This window comes from Paenibacillus sp. (assembly GCF_031177825.1).
In the GTDB taxonomy this organism is placed as follows: domain Bacteria; phylum Bacillota; class Bacilli; order Paenibacillales; family YIM-B00363; genus Paenibacillus_AE.
The window spans coordinates 1-15,835 of record NZ_JAPSKE010000038.1 but is presented as its reverse complement, the minus strand read 5'-3'; the positions used below and the strand labels follow the sequence as shown (position 1 = coordinate 15,835).

The 15,835-nt window shown below is 61.7% G+C and carries 16 protein-coding genes; 9 read left to right on the top strand and 7 right to left on the bottom strand.

The window, feature by feature from the left end; genetic code table 11:
- Nucleotides 1–93: 93 nt before the first annotated feature.
- The gene (locus RIN49_RS26425; protein ID WP_309123114.1) at nucleotides 94–2,439 is read left to right on the top strand and encodes a helix-turn-helix domain-containing protein; all 2,346 of its coding nucleotides are present in this window, start codon (nucleotides 94–96) and stop codon (nucleotides 2,437–2,439) included.
- A 114-nt stretch (nucleotides 2,440–2,553) separates the two neighbouring features.
- Complete coding sequence (locus tag RIN49_RS26420) at nucleotides 2,554–3,921, top strand: Gfo/Idh/MocA family protein (protein WP_309123113.1); 1,368 nt, start codon at nucleotides 2,554–2,556, stop codon at nucleotides 3,919–3,921.
- Nucleotides 3,922–3,950: 29 nt separating this feature from the next.
- On the opposite strand, the gene wrbA is transcribed toward RIN49_RS26420, so the two are convergent.
- Nucleotides 3,951–4,553, bottom strand: a complete 603-nt coding sequence (gene wrbA / locus RIN49_RS26415) for an NAD(P)H:quinone oxidoreductase (RefSeq protein WP_309123112.1) — start codon at nucleotides 4,551–4,553, stop codon at nucleotides 3,951–3,953.
- Nucleotides 4,554–4,648: 95 nt separating this feature from the next.
- Here wrbA and RIN49_RS26410 point away from each other — a divergent pair, with 95 nt between their 5' ends.
- The 4 genes from RIN49_RS26410 (at nucleotide 4,649) to yunB (ending at nucleotide 7,307) form a co-directional block, all read left to right on the top strand.
- Nucleotides 4,649–4,930: a Fe-S cluster assembly protein HesB gene (locus RIN49_RS26410; protein WP_309123111.1), complete on the top strand. Its 282-nt coding sequence runs from the start codon at nucleotides 4,649–4,651 to the stop codon at nucleotides 4,928–4,930.
- A 141-nt stretch (nucleotides 4,931–5,071) separates the two neighbouring features.
- Nucleotides 5,072–5,779, top strand: coding sequence for an MBL fold metallo-hydrolase (locus tag RIN49_RS26405; protein WP_309123110.1), 708 nt, complete (start codon nucleotides 5,072–5,074; stop codon nucleotides 5,777–5,779).
- A 17-nt stretch (nucleotides 5,780–5,796) separates the two neighbouring features.
- Nucleotides 5,797–6,375 (top strand): TetR/AcrR family transcriptional regulator, encoded by a 579-nt coding sequence (locus RIN49_RS26400; protein WP_309123109.1) that lies wholly within the window; start codon nucleotides 5,797–5,799, stop codon nucleotides 6,373–6,375.
- Nucleotides 6,376–6,527: 152 nt separating this feature from the next.
- Entirely contained in the window at nucleotides 6,528–7,307 is a 780-nt protein-coding gene (gene yunB / locus RIN49_RS26395) for a sporulation protein YunB (RefSeq protein ID WP_309123108.1), read from the top strand.
- Here yunB and RIN49_RS26390 read toward each other — a convergent pair whose 3' ends face one another.
- The gene (locus RIN49_RS26390; protein WP_309123107.1) at nucleotides 7,308–8,384 is read right to left on the bottom strand and encodes a M23 family metallopeptidase; all 1,077 of its coding nucleotides are present in this window, start codon (nucleotides 8,382–8,384) and stop codon (nucleotides 7,308–7,310) included.
- Between the two features lie 107 nt (nucleotides 8,385–8,491).
- On the opposite strand from RIN49_RS26390, the gene larC2 reads away from it, so the two are divergent.
- Nucleotides 8,492–8,983, top strand: a complete 492-nt coding sequence (gene larC2 / locus RIN49_RS26385) for a nickel pincer cofactor biosynthesis protein LarC2 (protein ID WP_309123106.1) — start codon at nucleotides 8,492–8,494, stop codon at nucleotides 8,981–8,983.
- A gap of 19 nt (nucleotides 8,984–9,002) precedes the next feature.
- Here larC2 and RIN49_RS26380 read toward each other — a convergent pair whose 3' ends face one another.
- The 4 genes from RIN49_RS26380 to larE form a co-directional block, all read right to left on the bottom strand.
- Nucleotides 9,003–10,604: a vWA domain-containing protein gene (locus tag RIN49_RS26380; RefSeq protein WP_309123105.1), complete on the bottom strand. Its 1,602-nt coding sequence runs from the start codon at nucleotides 10,602–10,604 to the stop codon at nucleotides 9,003–9,005.
- Between the two features lie 391 nt (nucleotides 10,605–10,995).
- A complete protein-coding gene (gene larC, locus RIN49_RS26375; RefSeq protein WP_309123104.1) occupies nucleotides 10,996–12,030 on the bottom strand; it encodes a nickel pincer cofactor biosynthesis protein LarC in 1,035 nt (344 codons plus the stop codon).
- Between the two features lie 11 nt (nucleotides 12,031–12,041).
- Nucleotides 12,042–12,812, bottom strand: coding sequence for a nickel pincer cofactor biosynthesis protein LarB (gene larB / locus RIN49_RS26370; RefSeq protein ID WP_309123103.1), 771 nt, complete (start codon nucleotides 12,810–12,812; stop codon nucleotides 12,042–12,044).
- Nucleotides 12,809–13,651, bottom strand: coding sequence for an ATP-dependent sacrificial sulfur transferase LarE (gene larE, locus RIN49_RS26365; RefSeq protein WP_309123102.1), 843 nt, complete (start codon nucleotides 13,649–13,651; stop codon nucleotides 12,809–12,811). The genes larB and larE overlap by 4 nt, the downstream gene beginning before the upstream one ends.
- 172 nt (nucleotides 13,652–13,823) lie before the next feature.
- On the opposite strand from larE, the gene lipA reads away from it, so the two are divergent.
- Both lipA and RIN49_RS26355 read left to right on the top strand, forming a co-directional pair.
- Entirely contained in the window at nucleotides 13,824–14,705 is an 882-nt protein-coding gene (lipA, locus tag RIN49_RS26360; RefSeq protein WP_309123101.1) for a lipoyl synthase, read from the top strand.
- 1 nt (nucleotide 14,706) lies between these two features.
- Nucleotides 14,707–15,660 (top strand): YutD family protein, encoded by a 954-nt coding sequence (locus RIN49_RS26355; RefSeq protein ID WP_309123100.1) that lies wholly within the window; start codon nucleotides 14,707–14,709, stop codon nucleotides 15,658–15,660.
- A gap of 86 nt (nucleotides 15,661–15,746) precedes the next feature.
- Here the strand turns inward: RIN49_RS26355 and RIN49_RS26350 are convergent, their stop codons facing one another.
- Nucleotides 15,747–15,830, bottom strand: coding sequence for an IS3 family transposase (locus RIN49_RS26350; protein ID WP_309122735.1), 84 nt, complete (start codon nucleotides 15,828–15,830; stop codon nucleotides 15,747–15,749).
- Nucleotides 15,831–15,835 lie beyond the last annotated feature (5 nt).

Genomic DNA, 15,835 nt, shown 5'->3' with positions numbered 1-15,835 from the left:
ATAGGCTCACGACGGCGTAACCCCCAAGACGGGCAGGATGAGAGGGTACCTATGAATAACTATCTGCGCAAGTACAGGGAACGTAGATATTTCATGCGTATCGTATTATCGATCAATTTACTGATCGTCTCTTTTATGCTGGCATCGTTGCTGTCGGCCTTTTGGTATTCCAAGAAAATCAGCTTGGACTCGCAGCAGGAAGCCAACGAGAAGGTGCTTTCCCAGATCAACTATAACATCACGTACATGAACGAAACCGTGAAAAACTTCGCCATCTCGCTGTTCTACGACAACGATATGGCGCATCTGCTGTACAGCGGCGAGATCGACCGCTTCGAGGAAACGACCCGCGTCATTAAGCTGAATAAGACGATCGCATACAACTCCTTCGTCCATTCGGTCGTCTTTTACAACAGCAAGCGCGGCGTCTTTTTCACTGGAGGCGACAACGCGATCACCGCGCCGAACAGCACCTTGATCAACCGGATCGAAGGCTACTTGAACGGCAGCGACCCGATCTACAAGATGCAGCTGATGCCGATCGAATTTACGCCCGACGTCAGACGGCCCGAGCGCAAGCAATACGTATTTTCGCTCTTCCTGTACGATTCATTGGACGAATATACGAGGACGGAGAGCGCGCTGATCATTAACGTGAAGCCGGAATGGCTGCTGGAGAAGCTGGAGCTGGCGAACGGACAATCCGGGAACCGCTCCAATCGAATGTTCATTTTGGACCAGAATCAAGAAATATACAGTGCGTCCGCGCGGACGGATCTGGATTTGGAAGCGCTCAAGGACGAAGTGTACCGCCATTATGCCGACGGCGGAAATCAAGTGGCGCAGTTCACGTACGCGGTCGGCGACGACAAGCATATCGTCAATTACATGGTAAATCCCTCCGTCGATTGGATCATTGCGGACATAGAGCCTTACGCCGTCGTCCTGGCCGCGGTCGACAAGCTCAAGCTCGTCTTCCTGACCGTCGCCGCCGTCTGTCTCGTGCTGGCGGTCATCGCCTCCTTGTTCGTTACGAGCAAGCTGTACTCTCCGATCAACGGCCTGCTGAAGCAGACGAAGCGGTTCACGGGGAACGATCTCGACCGATTCGAGGAGAAGGACGAGATCAGCTACATTTCGCAAATCTACAACCGCCTGATCGAGACGCTCATGCAGGAGCAAGTCAAGCAGGAGGGGGACGAAGCGATCCTCCGCTCGTATTACATTAGGAAGCTCGTTACCGACAGCTCCGAGTTTTCGGAAGAAGACCGACAGGAATGCATCGATAAGGGGTACCTGCGAACGAGCCTTACGAAGGACATCGTTCTCGGGGCGATCAAGCTGGACGAATACGCGAAGCTGAAGGCGAAGACGCTGGGCGTCGACGTGAATTTGCTTCGCTTCGCGGTCGGCAACATCGTTCAGGAAGTGCTCTCGGAGGAGACGGACTGCGACGTCGTCGATATGCGGAGCGAGTATCTGGTGTTGATTCTCGAAGCCGAGCGGACGGACGAAGACCGCATCTCGCGTTTCGCGCAGCTGCTGCGCCGCGCCCAGTCCATCGTGCGCGATTATTACCAAGTGACGTTCACGGTCGCGCTCGCCGAGCCGACGACCGATTCTCGCGAGCTGACCGGAAAATACGAGCGGGCGCTCGACTTCTTAACGTACAAGATGAATTTCGGCTTGGGCGCGGTCATTACGCCGGCGATGGTTCAGCCGAATCTGGACAATCCGGAGACGCAAATTCCGCCGGAGCTCGAGCGGAAGTTCATCGAAGCGGTGAAATCGAATCGGCAGGAGAACGTCTTTCAAGAACTGGAGCACATTCGCCGCGTCATCGCCGGCATGAGCTCCGACGCCGTCATTCAGTCGGTCATTCACCTCGGCATCATCCTGAAGCAAACCGTGCGGGAAATCAATCAGAACAAGCTGGCGCCGCTGTCGATCGACCTGCGCTCCGTCGACCGCCTCGTGTTCGAGAAGGAGACGCTCGACGACATCTTCGCGGAATTCGGCAGCATGCTGAACGAGCTCTTCGTCGATCGGAAGCGGGGCGTCGAAAATAAAGATCATGTCATCGTCGATACGATCAAGGAAGTCATACAAGCGAATTACTCGAATCCGAATTTGAGTCTGCAAGAAATTTCCGATCGGCTGAAGATGTCCTCCGCGTACGTCGGCCGCATCTTCAAGCGCCAAGAGACGATCTCCGTGGCCGACTATATTAACGAAATCCGCTTGTTGAAATCGGTCATGCTGTTGGAAAATCACAACCTCCAAGTGAACGAAGTTTCCGAAAAGGTGGGCTTCAGCTCGCCGAGTTACTTCTTCAAGCTGTTCAAGAAGCGCTTCGGCACGACGCCGAAAGATTACCGGATCAAGAAATCGCTCACGGATCCGCCGCCGGTTCCCGAGGTTCATAAAAATACGAATTGATCATGGTCCTTAACGAGAAAAGTGCGGATATTGCACTTTTTTTTCGATGCGGCCCCGGATATGCTTAGCCTGCGAGTCAACGCGAACTTATCGTGCAGGGGGATGGAAAACGCAATGAATCGTAACGAGGCAGCGGGCGGCGTCCGGGAACGACCGGTCTCCGTCATCATCGTCGGCGCAGGCAGCCGCAGCATGAATTACGCAAGCTACTCGCGGAAGCATCCGGAGCGGATGCGGATCGCCGGGGTCGTAGAGCCGAATCCGCAGCGGCGGGAGCATACGGCGAAGACGTACGACATTCCGGAGGAGATGACGTTCTCGTCCGTGGAGGAGCTGGCGCTTCGGCCGAAGCTCGCGGATGCGGTGATGAACGGGACGATGGACGATCTCCATGTATCGACGAGCCTGCCCTTGCTCCGCATTGGATACGACTTGCTGTTGGAGAAGCCGATCGGCGTCTCGGAGGACGAAGTGACGGAGCTGTACCGCACGGCGCGGGAGCACGGCAACAAAGTCATGATTTGCCATGTCCTGCGATACGCCCCCTTCTATACTGAACTCAAGCGCGCGATCGAGTCGGGAGCGATCGGGGAGATCGTCCATATCCAGACGGAGGAGAACGTCGACTTCCATCACATGGCGACGGCGTTCGTTCGCGGGAAGTTCGCGAACCAAGCCAGAAGCGGGTCCTCCTTCCTGATGCAGAAGTGCTGCCACGATCTCGACCTGATCGCGTGGTTTCAATCCGGGACGCGTCCCGTTCGGGTATCGAGCTACGGCAGCCTCCTGCAATTCCGCGAGTCCCGCGCGCCGGCCGGATCGGGGACCCGATGTTTGACCGATTGCAGGATCGAGGCGGATTGCGTTTACTCGGCGAAGAAGTTATACGTCGACCGTCCGCTGTGGGGAGCGTACGTATGGCCGCGGTATTTGGACGGGGTGCGGCTGAGCGACCGGGAGAAGCTGGAGAGCCTCGGGACCGACAACCCGTTCGGACGCTGCGTCTGGCGCTGCGATAACGACATCGTCGATCATCAGGCCGTCATGATCGAATTCGAGGACGGCAGCACGGCCGTGCACAATCTTGTCGGAGCGACGGCGAAGGCGTGCCGAACCGTTCATATTACGGGAACGAAGGGAGAAATCCAAGGCGTGCTCGAAGACGGAGCCTTCGTCGTTCGCCGCCCGTCGCTGACGGACGGCGGCGGCACGTTCCGCGAGGAGCGCGTGGAGATCAGCGTAAGCAACGATATGCACGGCGGCGGCGATCATCGTCTCGTAGAAGATTTCGTCCGCGTGGTGCGGGGGGATGAGAAGGCGAGCTTCTCCGCCTCGCTGGACCATTCGATCGTCGGGCACTTGGTCGGATTTCGGGCCGATCGGTCCATGGCGTCAGGGCGATCGATGTCCTTCGATTGGAGCGCGCTAACCTCGACCCCCCGTACGCCTAAAGCAAACGGCGAACCGTTCCCGTCCGAATGACGGGAGCGGTTCGCCGCTTTCTTGTCGCCTTACGCGTTCAGCTTGGCCGCGATGTCCAGCATGCGCTTGACCTGGTGGGCTACGGCCGGCTGGACGTCCTGCGTCATCTTGCCTTCCTGGTCGACCTTCACGCTCGTCCCGTACGGGTTGCCGCCGGTCGAGAAGATAACCGGATCCGTGTAGCCCGGAGCGGCGATAATGGCGCCCCAATGATACATCGTCGTATACAGAGACAGGATCGTCGCCTCTTGGCCGCCGTGATCGTTCTGGGCGGACGTCATGGCGCTGACGACCTTGTTGACGAGCTTCCCTTGGAACCACAGTCCGCCGGTCGTGTCCAGGAACTGCTTCATCTGCGCCGGGACGTTCCCGAAGCGCGTCGGCATGCTGAACAAGATGGCGTCCGCCCATTGCAGATCGTCCAGTGTGACGACGGGCACGTCCTTCGTCGCTTCGACATGAGCTTTCCAGAGCGGATTGCCGTTGATCGCGGCCTCCGGCGCAAGCTCCTGCACCTTCATGAGCTTAACTTCGGCGCCGTTCGCTTTCGCGGCGGCTTCCGCCATTTTCGAAAGATTGTAGTTCGTCCCCGTCGAGCTGTAATACACGATCGCGAATTTCAGTTGCGCCACACGTACCGTCTCCTTTTGTGTTTTCGCATTGCTTTGGTTATATTTTCCGAAGAGGGCGAAAATATGCGAAGGACGAAAGCGGAGGGGGTGTCGATATGAGATTGGAAGTGACCGAGCGGGCCGTGGCCTGCTTGCAGGGAGAGTGGGGCTTCGAGCCCGGCGAGTTCATCCGGGTGTACGCGAGGTATGCGGGAGGGGGCGCCGAGCCTTACGTGCTCGGCATCCAGAAGGAACGGCCGCGGAGCGGCGAACGGCAGGAGAGCGCCGTAGCGGGCGGAATGACGTTCTTCATCGAAGAAGGGGACATGTGGTTTTTGCAGGACAAGAATGTAACGATCGACGCGACGGGCCCGGATATCCAGTTCGTTATGGAGTAAGTAGCGGTTCGAATACGGCGGCGCCGCCGCGGTCCCATAAGCGGGAAGCGGCGGCGGCGGGTCGCTAGAAAAAAAGGTTTGCAAAAACTAATAAAATTAGTTATTATACTATTATAAATAGTTTATCGGGAGGTTTTGGAAATGAAACGAACGAACATGGGCGCCGTCCATCAACTTACGTTTTTGCCCGGGGTGTTCCCCGTCAACTGTTATCTCGTGGAGGAAAAGGATTCGCTGACGCTCGTAGACGCGGCGCTGCCGTATTCCGCTCGCGGCATTCTGGACGCCGCCAAGCGCATCGGCAAGTCGATCGAGACCATCGTTCTGACCCATCCGCACGAAGACCATGTCGGCGCCTTGGACGAATTGAAGCGAGCGCTCCCGCACGTGCCGATCGCCGTATCGGAGCGGGACGCCCGGTTTTTCGACCGCGATCTGACGCTGCTGCCGGGCGAGCCGGCGTCGCCGATCCGCGGCGGCGTGCCGAAGCAGCTTGCGGCCCGGCCCGATCGGCTGCTGCGCGAAGGCGAACGGATCGGTTCGCTGACGACGATCGCCGCGCCGGGACATACTCCGGGCTCGCTCGCGTTCTTGGACGAACGGGACGGGACGCTGATCGCCGGGGACGCGTTCCAGACGCGCGGCAGGACGGCGGTGGCGGGAACGGTCGTGCCGTGGTTTCCGTTCCCGGCGTTCGGCACGTGGGATGCCCGGACGTCGCTCGACAGCGCCAAGAAGCTTGCGGAGCTGAACCCGCGCCTGCTCGCCGTCGGTCACGGGGCGATGCTGCAAGCGCCCGGCGCGGCGATGCGCAGGGCGATCGCGGAAGCCGAAGCGAGACTCGGATAAGGGAGGAAGAGGATATCATGTCGCCGAGAGTTGGATTGGATTTACCGACGGTGCTGCGCGCGGCTTCCGAGCTGGCCGACGAGCAGGGACTCGATCGATTGTCGCTCGGCGAGCTGGCCGCGCGGCTGAACGTTCGCACGCCTTCGCTCTATAACCATGTGGAGGGGCTGCCGGCGCTGAAGCGAAAGCTGGCCTTATACGGACTGGAGCGGCTGCGGGACGTCATGGCGTCGGCCGCCGTCGGCAAGTCGGGCGATGCCGCCGTGCGGGCGATGAGCGAAGCGTACGTCGGCTTCGCCAGAATGCACCCGGGCGTGTACGAAGCGACGTTCCGCGCGACGGACCCGAACGACGAGGAACTGGACCGGGCGTCGTACGCCGTCGTGCAGGTCGTCATGCGGGTCCTGGAGGCATACGGACTCGGCGAGGAGCGGACGCTTCACATGATCCGCGGGCTGCGGAGCATTCTGCACGGCTTCGCTTCGATCGAGCAAGCGGGCGGCTTCGGGCTGAAGCTCGACACGAACGTCAGCTTCGGCCTGCTGCTCGACACGTTCCTAGCCGGTTTGCGGGCGACGAGCGAAGGGGAGGCATGAACGCCTTGCCGGCGGTCTTCATGACCGCGAACGGGCGCTGATGGCGTTCCGGGAGCGGCAGGGGAGGAGGGGGAGGCTTCTTTTTCCCGGGCATGGCTCATATATATGACAAGGACGGAACCGCTGGAACCCAGACGAAAGGGGGGCCGCCCTTGTCCAACCGATTCCGAGCGCAGTCGAAGAAGCCGTTCAGCAAGCGGTCGATCTTCCTCATTACCTTGATCGTCAGCTTCGTGTTGACGATCCAGACGTTCTTGTTCATCGAGCACAACATTCGCGAGCCGCTCATGGACGTAGCTCGCATCCGGGTCAAGCAGATCGCGACGGACGCGATCAACCAGGCGATCGCGAATCAAGTGGCGAACAGCGCGGAGATGGAAGAGCTCGTCGACCGGTGGACGAACGAAAGCGGGGACATTACGGGCCTCTCGTTGAAGTACGGGGAGCATATGAAGATTTCGTCCCAGATCGTCGATATCGTCACCGGGGCGCTGGACGCGAACGTGCACCTCGTGGAACGCATTCCGATCGGGCAGGCGTTCGACAGCGCGATCCTTTCGTCCTTCGGTCCCAAAATCCCGCTTACCTTCGAATCGGCCGGAGCGCCGCAGGTAGACATCGGTACCCGACGGGAGGACGCCGGCATCAATATGCTGCTCATCACCGTCTTCGTTCGCATCACGGCGGAGGTCATGATTTATATTCCGTTCGCCACGGAGCCGGAGCTGGTAACGACGGAAATTCCGATTTCGTACATTCTCGTGAAGGGCGACGTGCCGATGTATTACTTCGACGCGAACGGCAACCCCATGGGGAACGACGGGGCTGCCGGGGTGGCGCCGCCGCTCGCGCTGCCGCACGCGAATCCCGCGGGCGCCGCGGCCCCGGCAGAAGAAGAGGCGTCGTCCGTGTCGGAGACGCCTGCGTCGTAATTATTTTCCGGATCGCTTGCGGTTCCGCTCCTCCCGTTCCCACTTCCTCAGGTGCGGGTACGGATCGAACGACCATTCCGTCAGCCCGTTGTCTCGGTACAGCCCGTAATGCAAGTGCGGAGGAAACTTCCCTTGCGTTCCGGGCTTGCCGTAGCCGGAGCTGCCGACCCATCCGACGACGTCGCCGGGCTGCACGATGTCCCCCTCCTTGAACTTCTTGTTGAATCCCGAGAGATGCGCGTAGTAGTGGTACACGTTGTTCAGGTCGCGAATGCCGACCCGCCAGCCGCCGTACCGATTCCAACCCATGACCTCGACGACGCCGTACGCGGCGCTGCGGACCGGCATGCCGTAATGAGCGAACAGGTCCGTACCCTCGTGGATGCGATACCCGCCGTAGCTGCGGGCCGCGCCCCACGTGCTGCGGTACGAATAGTCGCCTCCGAGCGGCAGGATGAACGCGTGGCGGTGCAGGTCGAGCGTGCCGAACAAGCTGTAAATTTTCGCGAACTGCTTGATTCGCTTCACGCTGCGGTCGTTCTGATAATACTCCCATATGCCGATGTCGAAGTCGGCCGGCGAGGTGCCGTATCGGAGCAGGAAGTCGGCCATGCTGTACAGAACGTCGGCGTCGTTGTTGCGATCGGCCCTCCCGTCGCCGTCGCCGTCGCGGCCGAAGCCGTCGAAGAAGCGGATCGTGCGCAGATTCGTGTCCTGGTGGTTCGGGTTAAGGAAGCCGACCCACCGGTATTCGGTCAGATGGATGGCGACGAGTCCGTCCCGCAGCGGTCTCGTCTTCGGGTGCGCGAGGCTGAGCGTGCGCTCGTATTGATCGACGGCCGCGAGATTGAACCAAGGAATGCCGGTGACCGCGCTGACGCTGTCGTAGAGCGCCTTCCGTTCCGTGAAGGTGTCCAGCATCGACTGGCGGGCTTGTCTTGCCGACTCGGCTTCGGAACGATACATCGCCGATTGATCCGCGGGCGCGGCGCGCGAGACCGTCGGGGCCGCGCTCGCGGCGGCGACGGCGACGGCGGCCGCCAGCGCCCCGGTGACGAAATTTTTAGCGAGAGCCATAGTTTTCCTCCACTGTACGTTGCCATTTTCCGCTGATGCGGTATCATTTTTAATGTGTGCAAGTTTTCGAAAAAATAACGGAAACAGGGAAAAAGGAGCGAGGTCAGTTGTTCGAAGGGGCGCACGGCGAGGAACATGTGGACGACGGGATGGTGATCCTGCAAGCGAACCTGGACGATATGAACCCGGAGTGGACGACCTACGTGGCCGAGCTGCTGTTCGCGGCGGGAGCGAACGACGTCTATTGGATTCCGATCGTCATGAAGCGGGGGCGGCCGGGCGTCATGCTGAACGTTCTCGCGTCGCGGGAAGCGGCGCCGCGGATGGAGGGCATCGTCTTCCGGGAGACGACGACGCTCGGCATTCGGCGCATCGAAGCGAGCGTGCATCGGCTCGGCCGGCGGATGGTCGCGGTGGACACGCCTTGGGGGCCGGTGACCGTGAAGGTCGGGTATGCCGGCGGCGAGGCGGTGCAGTACGCGCCTGAATACCGGGAGTGCGCGGCGATCGCGGAGCGGGAAGGGGTGCCGCTGAAGGCGGTGTACGACGAAGTGAGGCGCGCGTATAGCGCGGCTAAGGAGAAAGCCGACCGGGGGTGACCGGTCGGCTTTCCTTTAGTTATCTTCGCAGCGCCGCGGTGTCCTTGACCATCGTGACGAATTGCTGCTCCCGTTCGTCCTTCGCCGCGCGTTCGGCGAGGTCGAGGACCGCTTCGATCGAGCTTTCCTTCGCCCAGTAGCTGCCTCGCAGAATCTCCGCGTATTCGGCGACCGCCGCCAGGAACTTCAGATCGTCGGACAACTCGCCTTCCGTGCGGAGCGGGACGGTCCATTCCTCCGTGCGGTTCGTCTTCTCGTCGACGTACCTGACGCGCGCCGTGCCGATGTTTCGGCGGGCTTCGGGGGACGTCAGCTTCACCTCGTACAGCGCGGTGACCGTATGTCCGGCGCCGACCTCGCCCGCGTCGGTCTCGTCGTCGCGGAAATCCTCGTCGCGAATATCGCGGTTTTCGTAGCCGAGCAGGCGGTAGCGGTCGACCGCTTCGGGGTCGAACTCCACTTGGATTTTCGCGTCCCGCGCGATCGTCTCCAGCGTCCCGGCCACGTTCTCGACGAACAGGCGGCGCGCTTCCGTGAACGAATCGACGTAGGCGTATACGCCGTCTCCCTGATCGGCCAGCTGCTCCATCAACGTGTCGTTGTAGTTGCCCATGCCGAAGCCGACCGTCGTGAGCGTGATGCGCTTCGTGTTCGCGTATTCGTCGATCGTCTCGAGAATGCCTTCCGCGCTCGTCTCGCCGACGTTCGCGACGCCGTCCGACAGCAAGATCACGCGGTTGACGGCGTCGCGGCTGTATTGGCGTTCCGCCACGTCGTAGGCGAGCTTGAGGCCTTCCTCGGCGTTCGTCGAGCCGCTCGAGGCGAGCGCGTCGATGGCGTCTTCGATGTCGCGCTTCTCTTCAAGGGATACGGGATCGAGAACGATCCGCGCGTCGGAGCCGTACGTGACGATGGCGATCTGATCGCTCGGCCGCAGGCTGTCGACCAGCAGGTGCAGACTTCGCTTCGCGAGACCGAGCTTGTTATCTCGGCCCATCGAACCGGAGACGTCGATGACGAACGTCAGGTTGGCGGGCTTGCGGTCTTCGTCCGCCACCTCGCGCCCTTTCAGCCCGATGCGCAGCAGCTCGTAGCCTTCGCCGAACGGGGAGGGGCCGCCGTCGACGTGCACCGCGAACGCCTGGTCTTTCGGCGCCGCGTAATCCGGCTCGAAGTAGTTGACGAATTCCTCGACGCGAACGGCGTCTTCGGGCGGCAGCGACCCGCCGGCGACGTAATTGCGGACGACGGTGTAGGAGCCCGTATCGACGTCGATGGCGAACGTGGAGAGCGGATCGTCTTCGGTCGCGACGAACGGGTTCGTGCCGGCATGGTCGAAGTACATGTCGTCTTGGCCGTTCGGCGGCGCCGGGCGCGACGGCTTCCCGTAAGGCGGCGCGGGCTCGGACGTCATCTGCGCTTCGGACTCGGTCGCCGCGCGATCGGCCGCCGGCGCCGGCGCCGGCTGCTCGGCAAGGCTTCGCTCCTCCTTCGTCGCGGTTTCTCCGCTCGTGCCGACGGCGGAGTCGTTGCGGTCGTCGCTGCTGCACCCCGCCAGCGCGAAGCAGGCGACGGCGAGGGCCGCGGTTGCGGCGACGTAGGCATTCCGTTTCCTTCTCATGAAATCGTCCCCCTAATTGTCTGTATATTTTGACAATCGATACCAATTACATTGACGATGGCGGTTGCGGGAATGTTGCCGTTGGAGACGAGTTTGCACGGAAAAATTTGAGTTTGCGGGGGAAAACCGCGGGGGAAAGGTGCAGGGGGCGATGGGATATTGGGGGAACGATTGAGGTTTGGAAAGTAACTTGCTTGCGTAGTCGGAGTTTCTCCGATTGGAGGGGCTGCGGCGGGGGGATGAGGGCGAAGAGTCGGAGTTTGTCCGACTACACGAGCCGCGACGGCGAATGTCTCGGGACAGGACACGACACCCGGGGCATCCGGAAGCCTCTCCCGCGCACCCGCCGTCATCAGAAAAGCCTCCCTCGAAAGCGAGGGAGGCTTGCAACTTATTGACCGCTATGGTGACGCTCGTGATCGTGATGCGGCGAGCTCGCCGCTTCCGCCTGCTGCGCCCCCGGCCAGACGTGGAGGCGCTTCTCCGCGAAGCCGAGCACGGTGCGCAGTACGTTCGGCTGGTTCGGCAGCTCGCGCGTGCCTGCGCCGTAGCCGACGGCTTCGACGATCATCGGCGGCAGGCTGGAGCTGAACTCGTCCACGAGCGCGGCGACGATAGCCGCGCCGGTCGGGGTCGTCAGCTCGAGGCGATGCGTCGACGGGGCGATCGGCAGTCCGCGCATCATCTCGAGCGTGGCGGGCGCCGGCACCGGGTAGAGCCCGTGATCGATATGAATCGTACCGGCGCCGAGCGGGACGGGCGCCGACAGAATGCGATCGGGATTCAAGCTGTCGATCGCAAGCGCCACGCCGACGATGTCGACGATGGAGTCGACGGCGCCGACCTCGTGGAAGTGCACCGTCTCGAGCGGGATGCCGTGAATTTTCGATTCGGCGGCGCCGATCTTGGCGAAGATCGCGAGGCTCAGCTGCGCAGCGCGTTCGCTGAGGCCCGCGTCTTCGATCAGCTTCACGATATCCGCGTACCCGCGATGATGATGGTGATGCCCATGTTCATGATCGTGATCGTGGCCGTGGCCGTGACCATGATCGTGCCCGTGACTGTGATTATGTCCATGATCGTGGCTATGCTCATGGCTATGCGCGTGGTCGTGGCTATGCTCGTGGCTGTGCGTATGCCCATGCCCGTGATCATGCCCGTGCGTATGCGAGTGGCTATGATCGTGCGTATGCAGCACCTTGAAAGGCACCCGCACCGGCGGCGAGTCGTCCTCGAGCAGCACGTCCGCTTTCAGCGCGGAGATGCCCTTCTTATTCACGCGGTGCCAGGACAGCGTATACCCGCCGACGTTCAGCTTGGCGAGCTCCCGTTCGATATACGCTCGATCCGCGCCCAGGTCGACCAAGGAGGCTAGCGTCATATCCCCGGACAGCCCGGAGAAGCAGTCGAAATATAAAATTCGCATGTCGTCGATTCCTACCTCTTCGCGATATGGGAGTGAATGATGCCTGCGTTGTACCCGGCGCCGAAGCCGTTGTCGATGTTGACGACGGAGACGCCCGGAGCGCAGGAGTTCAGCATCGTCAGCAGCGCCGAGACGCCGCCGAAGTTGGCGCCGTACCCGACGCTGGTCGGCACGGCGAGAATGGGCTTGTCGACGAGGCCGCCGACGACGCTCGCGAGCGCGCCCTCCATGCCGGCGACGACGACGATGACCGACGCGTCTCGAATCGTATCGAGCCGCGCGAACAGCCGATGAATGCCGGCGACGCCGACGTCGTACACGCGCTCGACGTGCGAGCCCATGCACTCCAACGTGACGGCGGCCTCCTCCGCGACGGGCAGGTCCGACGTGCCGGCGCAGACGACGGCGACGTAGCCGTCCCGCACGCGCAGGATCGGCTTCTTAAATAAAGTAAGCGCCCGCGCCGTCTCGTGATACGTGACGCCGGGCAGCTCGGCGGCGACGACCGCCGCTTTCTCGGCGGAGACGCGGGTGGCGAGGACGCGGTCGGCATTTTCCGAAAGTTTCCTCATAATGCCCGCGATCTGCTCCGCCGTCTTGCCTTCGCCGTAGACGACCTCCGGGAAGCCGGTTCGCTTCTCGCGGTGCAGGTCGAGCGAAGCGTAGCCGAGCTCGGCGACGGAGGCGCGGGCGACGTTCCCCGCGATCAACCGCTCCGCGTCGGCGGGCGCGAGCGAGCCGTCCGCTACGCGCCCTAGGATCCCTTGCAACTCTTCGTTCATTGCGCGGTTGCCTTCTTCCGCGTGTCGGCCGAGAGCACCTCGTTCATGCTGCCGGTGCGATATCCGCGCAGATCGAGCGTCACGTATTTGAAGCCGATCTCCGCGAATTTCGCGTGAATCGCTTCGCTATGCTCCACGACCTTCGCCATCTCCTGCGGCATGACTTCGATTCGGGCGATCTCGTCGTGGTGGCGTACGCGCACCTGCCAAAGGCCGAGGCGCAGGAGGAAATTTTCCGCTTCGTCCAATTGATCGATCTTCCCCTTCTCGATCCGCGTCCCGTACGGAATGCGGGATGACAGACATGCGAAAGAAGGCTTATTCCACGTCGGCAAGCCGAGCCGCTTCGACAGCTCGCGAATGTCGTCCTTCGTCATGCCGGCTTCCTGCAGCGGGCTGCGGACGCCTTGTTCCTTTTTCGCTTGGAGCCCGGGTCTATAATCCCCTAAGTCGTCCATATTCGAGCCGTCCACGATAAAACCATACCCCTGTTCGGCGGTAATGCGGCGTAGATGCGAATAAAGCCCCGTCTTGCAGTGATAGCACCGATCGGGGTTGTTGGCGACGAAATCGGCGTTGTCGAGCTCCGACACTTCGGTCTTGAGCAAGCGGACGCCCATCTCTTCCGCGATGCGCACGGCGGCGTCGAATTCCCGCGTCGGGAACGTCTCCGAGGCGGCCGTAACGGCGGTACAATCGTCTCCGAGCTCTTGGAAGGCGCGCTTCAACACGAACGTGCTGTCCACGCCGCCTGAGAACGCTACCAAGATCCGCCCCATGTCCCGCAAGATTTCGCCCAATCGCGCATCCTTCTGCTCCAAGGTTAAGCTGTTGTCCATGAGTTCCCCTCCATGAGCGTGCGTTCAACTGTAACCCATCATATCACAAACCGAACGAGGAAGTGGAATGAACCACAGTTCATGTTATAATGTAAACAAATTTCCTATTGAAAAGGATTCGCGCCCGCCACCCCGGCGGCGCCGCCGGCGAAAAGAGAAAGGGTGGGACCCAATGGCGAAGACGATCCAGAGAAAACCCGAATGGCTGAAAATCGACCTCGTGTCGGGGGATAAATTCGAGAATTTCAAAGAAATCAAGAGCATGATGCGCTCCAAGACATTGCACACGGTGTGCGAGGAAGCGAAATGTCCGAACATACACGAGTGCTGGGCGAATCGAACGGCGACGTTCATGATCTTGGGCGATATTTGCACGAGGGCGTGCCGGTTTTGCGCGGTGAAGACGGGGCTGCCGACGGAGCTCGATCGGGCGGAGCCGGAGCGGGTGGCCGAAGCGGCGGAACAGATGGGACTGCGTCACTGCGTCGTGACGAGCGTGGCGCGCGACGACCTCGCGGACGGCGGGGCGTCGATCTTCGCGGACACGATTCGGGCGTTGCGGAAGCGGCTGCCGATGTGCGGCGTCGAGGTGTTGATCCCGGACTTCATGGGCCGCGCCGAATCGCTCCACGCGGTGCTGGACGCGAAGCCGGACATCTTGAATCACAACGTGGAAACCGTGGAACGGCTCAGCGACCGGGTCCGCTCCAAGGCGAAATACCGCCGATCGATCGAGCTGCTGGAGCGATCCAAAGCGTACGCGCCGAACATCCGGACGAAGTCTTCGATCATGCTCGGCGTCGGAGAGACGGTCGACGAGGTGCTGGCGACGATGGACGATCTGCGGAGCGTCGGCTGCGATATTATGACGATCGGGCAATATTTGCAGCCTACGAAACAGCATTTGTATGTAGAAAAGTACTACACGCCGGACGAGTTCGCGATGTTGAAGGAAGAAGGCAAGAAGCGAGGATTTGCGCACGTCGAGTCGGGACCGCTCGTCCGCAGCTCGTACCATGCGCACGAACAGGTGGAGTCGGCGAGGGGGACGTAACGTGATATGGATCGGCGGCAAGGCATACGAATTGGTGCAGGAATATAAGGATGCATGGAAGCCGGAAGCGTTCAAGGAACGATACAGCGAGGTGCTGGACCGGTACGATTATATCGTCGGCGATTGGGGATACAACCAATTGCGGTTGAAAGGTTTCTTTAAGGAAGGCAGCAACAAGGGGCCGAAGGAAGCCGCATTCGCCTCGGTGCAAGATTATTTGCAGGAATATTGCAATTTCGGGTGCGCGTATTTCATTCTTGAACGGCTGCCGGCGAAAGCCGGAGCGCCGGAAGGGACGAGCCCCGAGGAGCCGGTCGCCGAGGCGGAGGCCGTCTTGGCTGCGCCGGGCGAAGACGGCGAGGAACGGCCGGAGGGAATGCAGCGCATCGTCGGCGTCGCCGGGGGCATGGCGTTCAGCGACCGGAAGCCGTATTCGTGGCGGGAGCATCAATCGACGTCGCGCGCGGCGCGGAACGCCGAGCGCGCGGCCGCCGCGGCCGCCACGGACAAGGGCGAAGCCGGCGGTCGCGCCGAGCAAGGCGCGGGCGGTCCGCGCCGCGACAACCGGCAGGGCGGCGGCGATTCGCGCCGCGGCGACGGGCGGCCGTCCGGCGGCGGACGGTCCTTCGATAAGCCGCGGTATCAGGAGCGGGCGGAGGACGGCCGCGGCGGTCCCGGCCAGCGGCCGCAGCACGGCGGGGGGCGGAAGTTTCCGAAGGGGCCTCGCCCCGGCGGCGGTCCCGGCGGCCCCGGCCCGGGCGGTCCCGGCGGCGGGCACGGGGGCACGCATGCGAAGGGCGGCCCCGGCGGACGCGGCGGTCGCCCGGAAGGCGGCGCGCCGAGAGAGCAGCTCGCCGGCCGGCCGGAAGGCGCGGGCGGCGGACGCCACGCGCACGCGAACCAAGGCGGCGGCCGCGATCGGGCGCAGCAGCGCCACCACCATAAGCCGCAGTAAAATCAAACGTAACCAGACAGAAAAGCCTTGTACACGGCGTGTTTTCGGCTGGTCAAGCCCCATTTTAATGGACATCGAAGAAAGCCCTAGGCTGCAAGCTGACGTCGGTACTCTACTGGCGTCAGCTTGCTTAGCTTTCTTTGTGGTCTGTGATGGTTGTAAAAATGGATATATT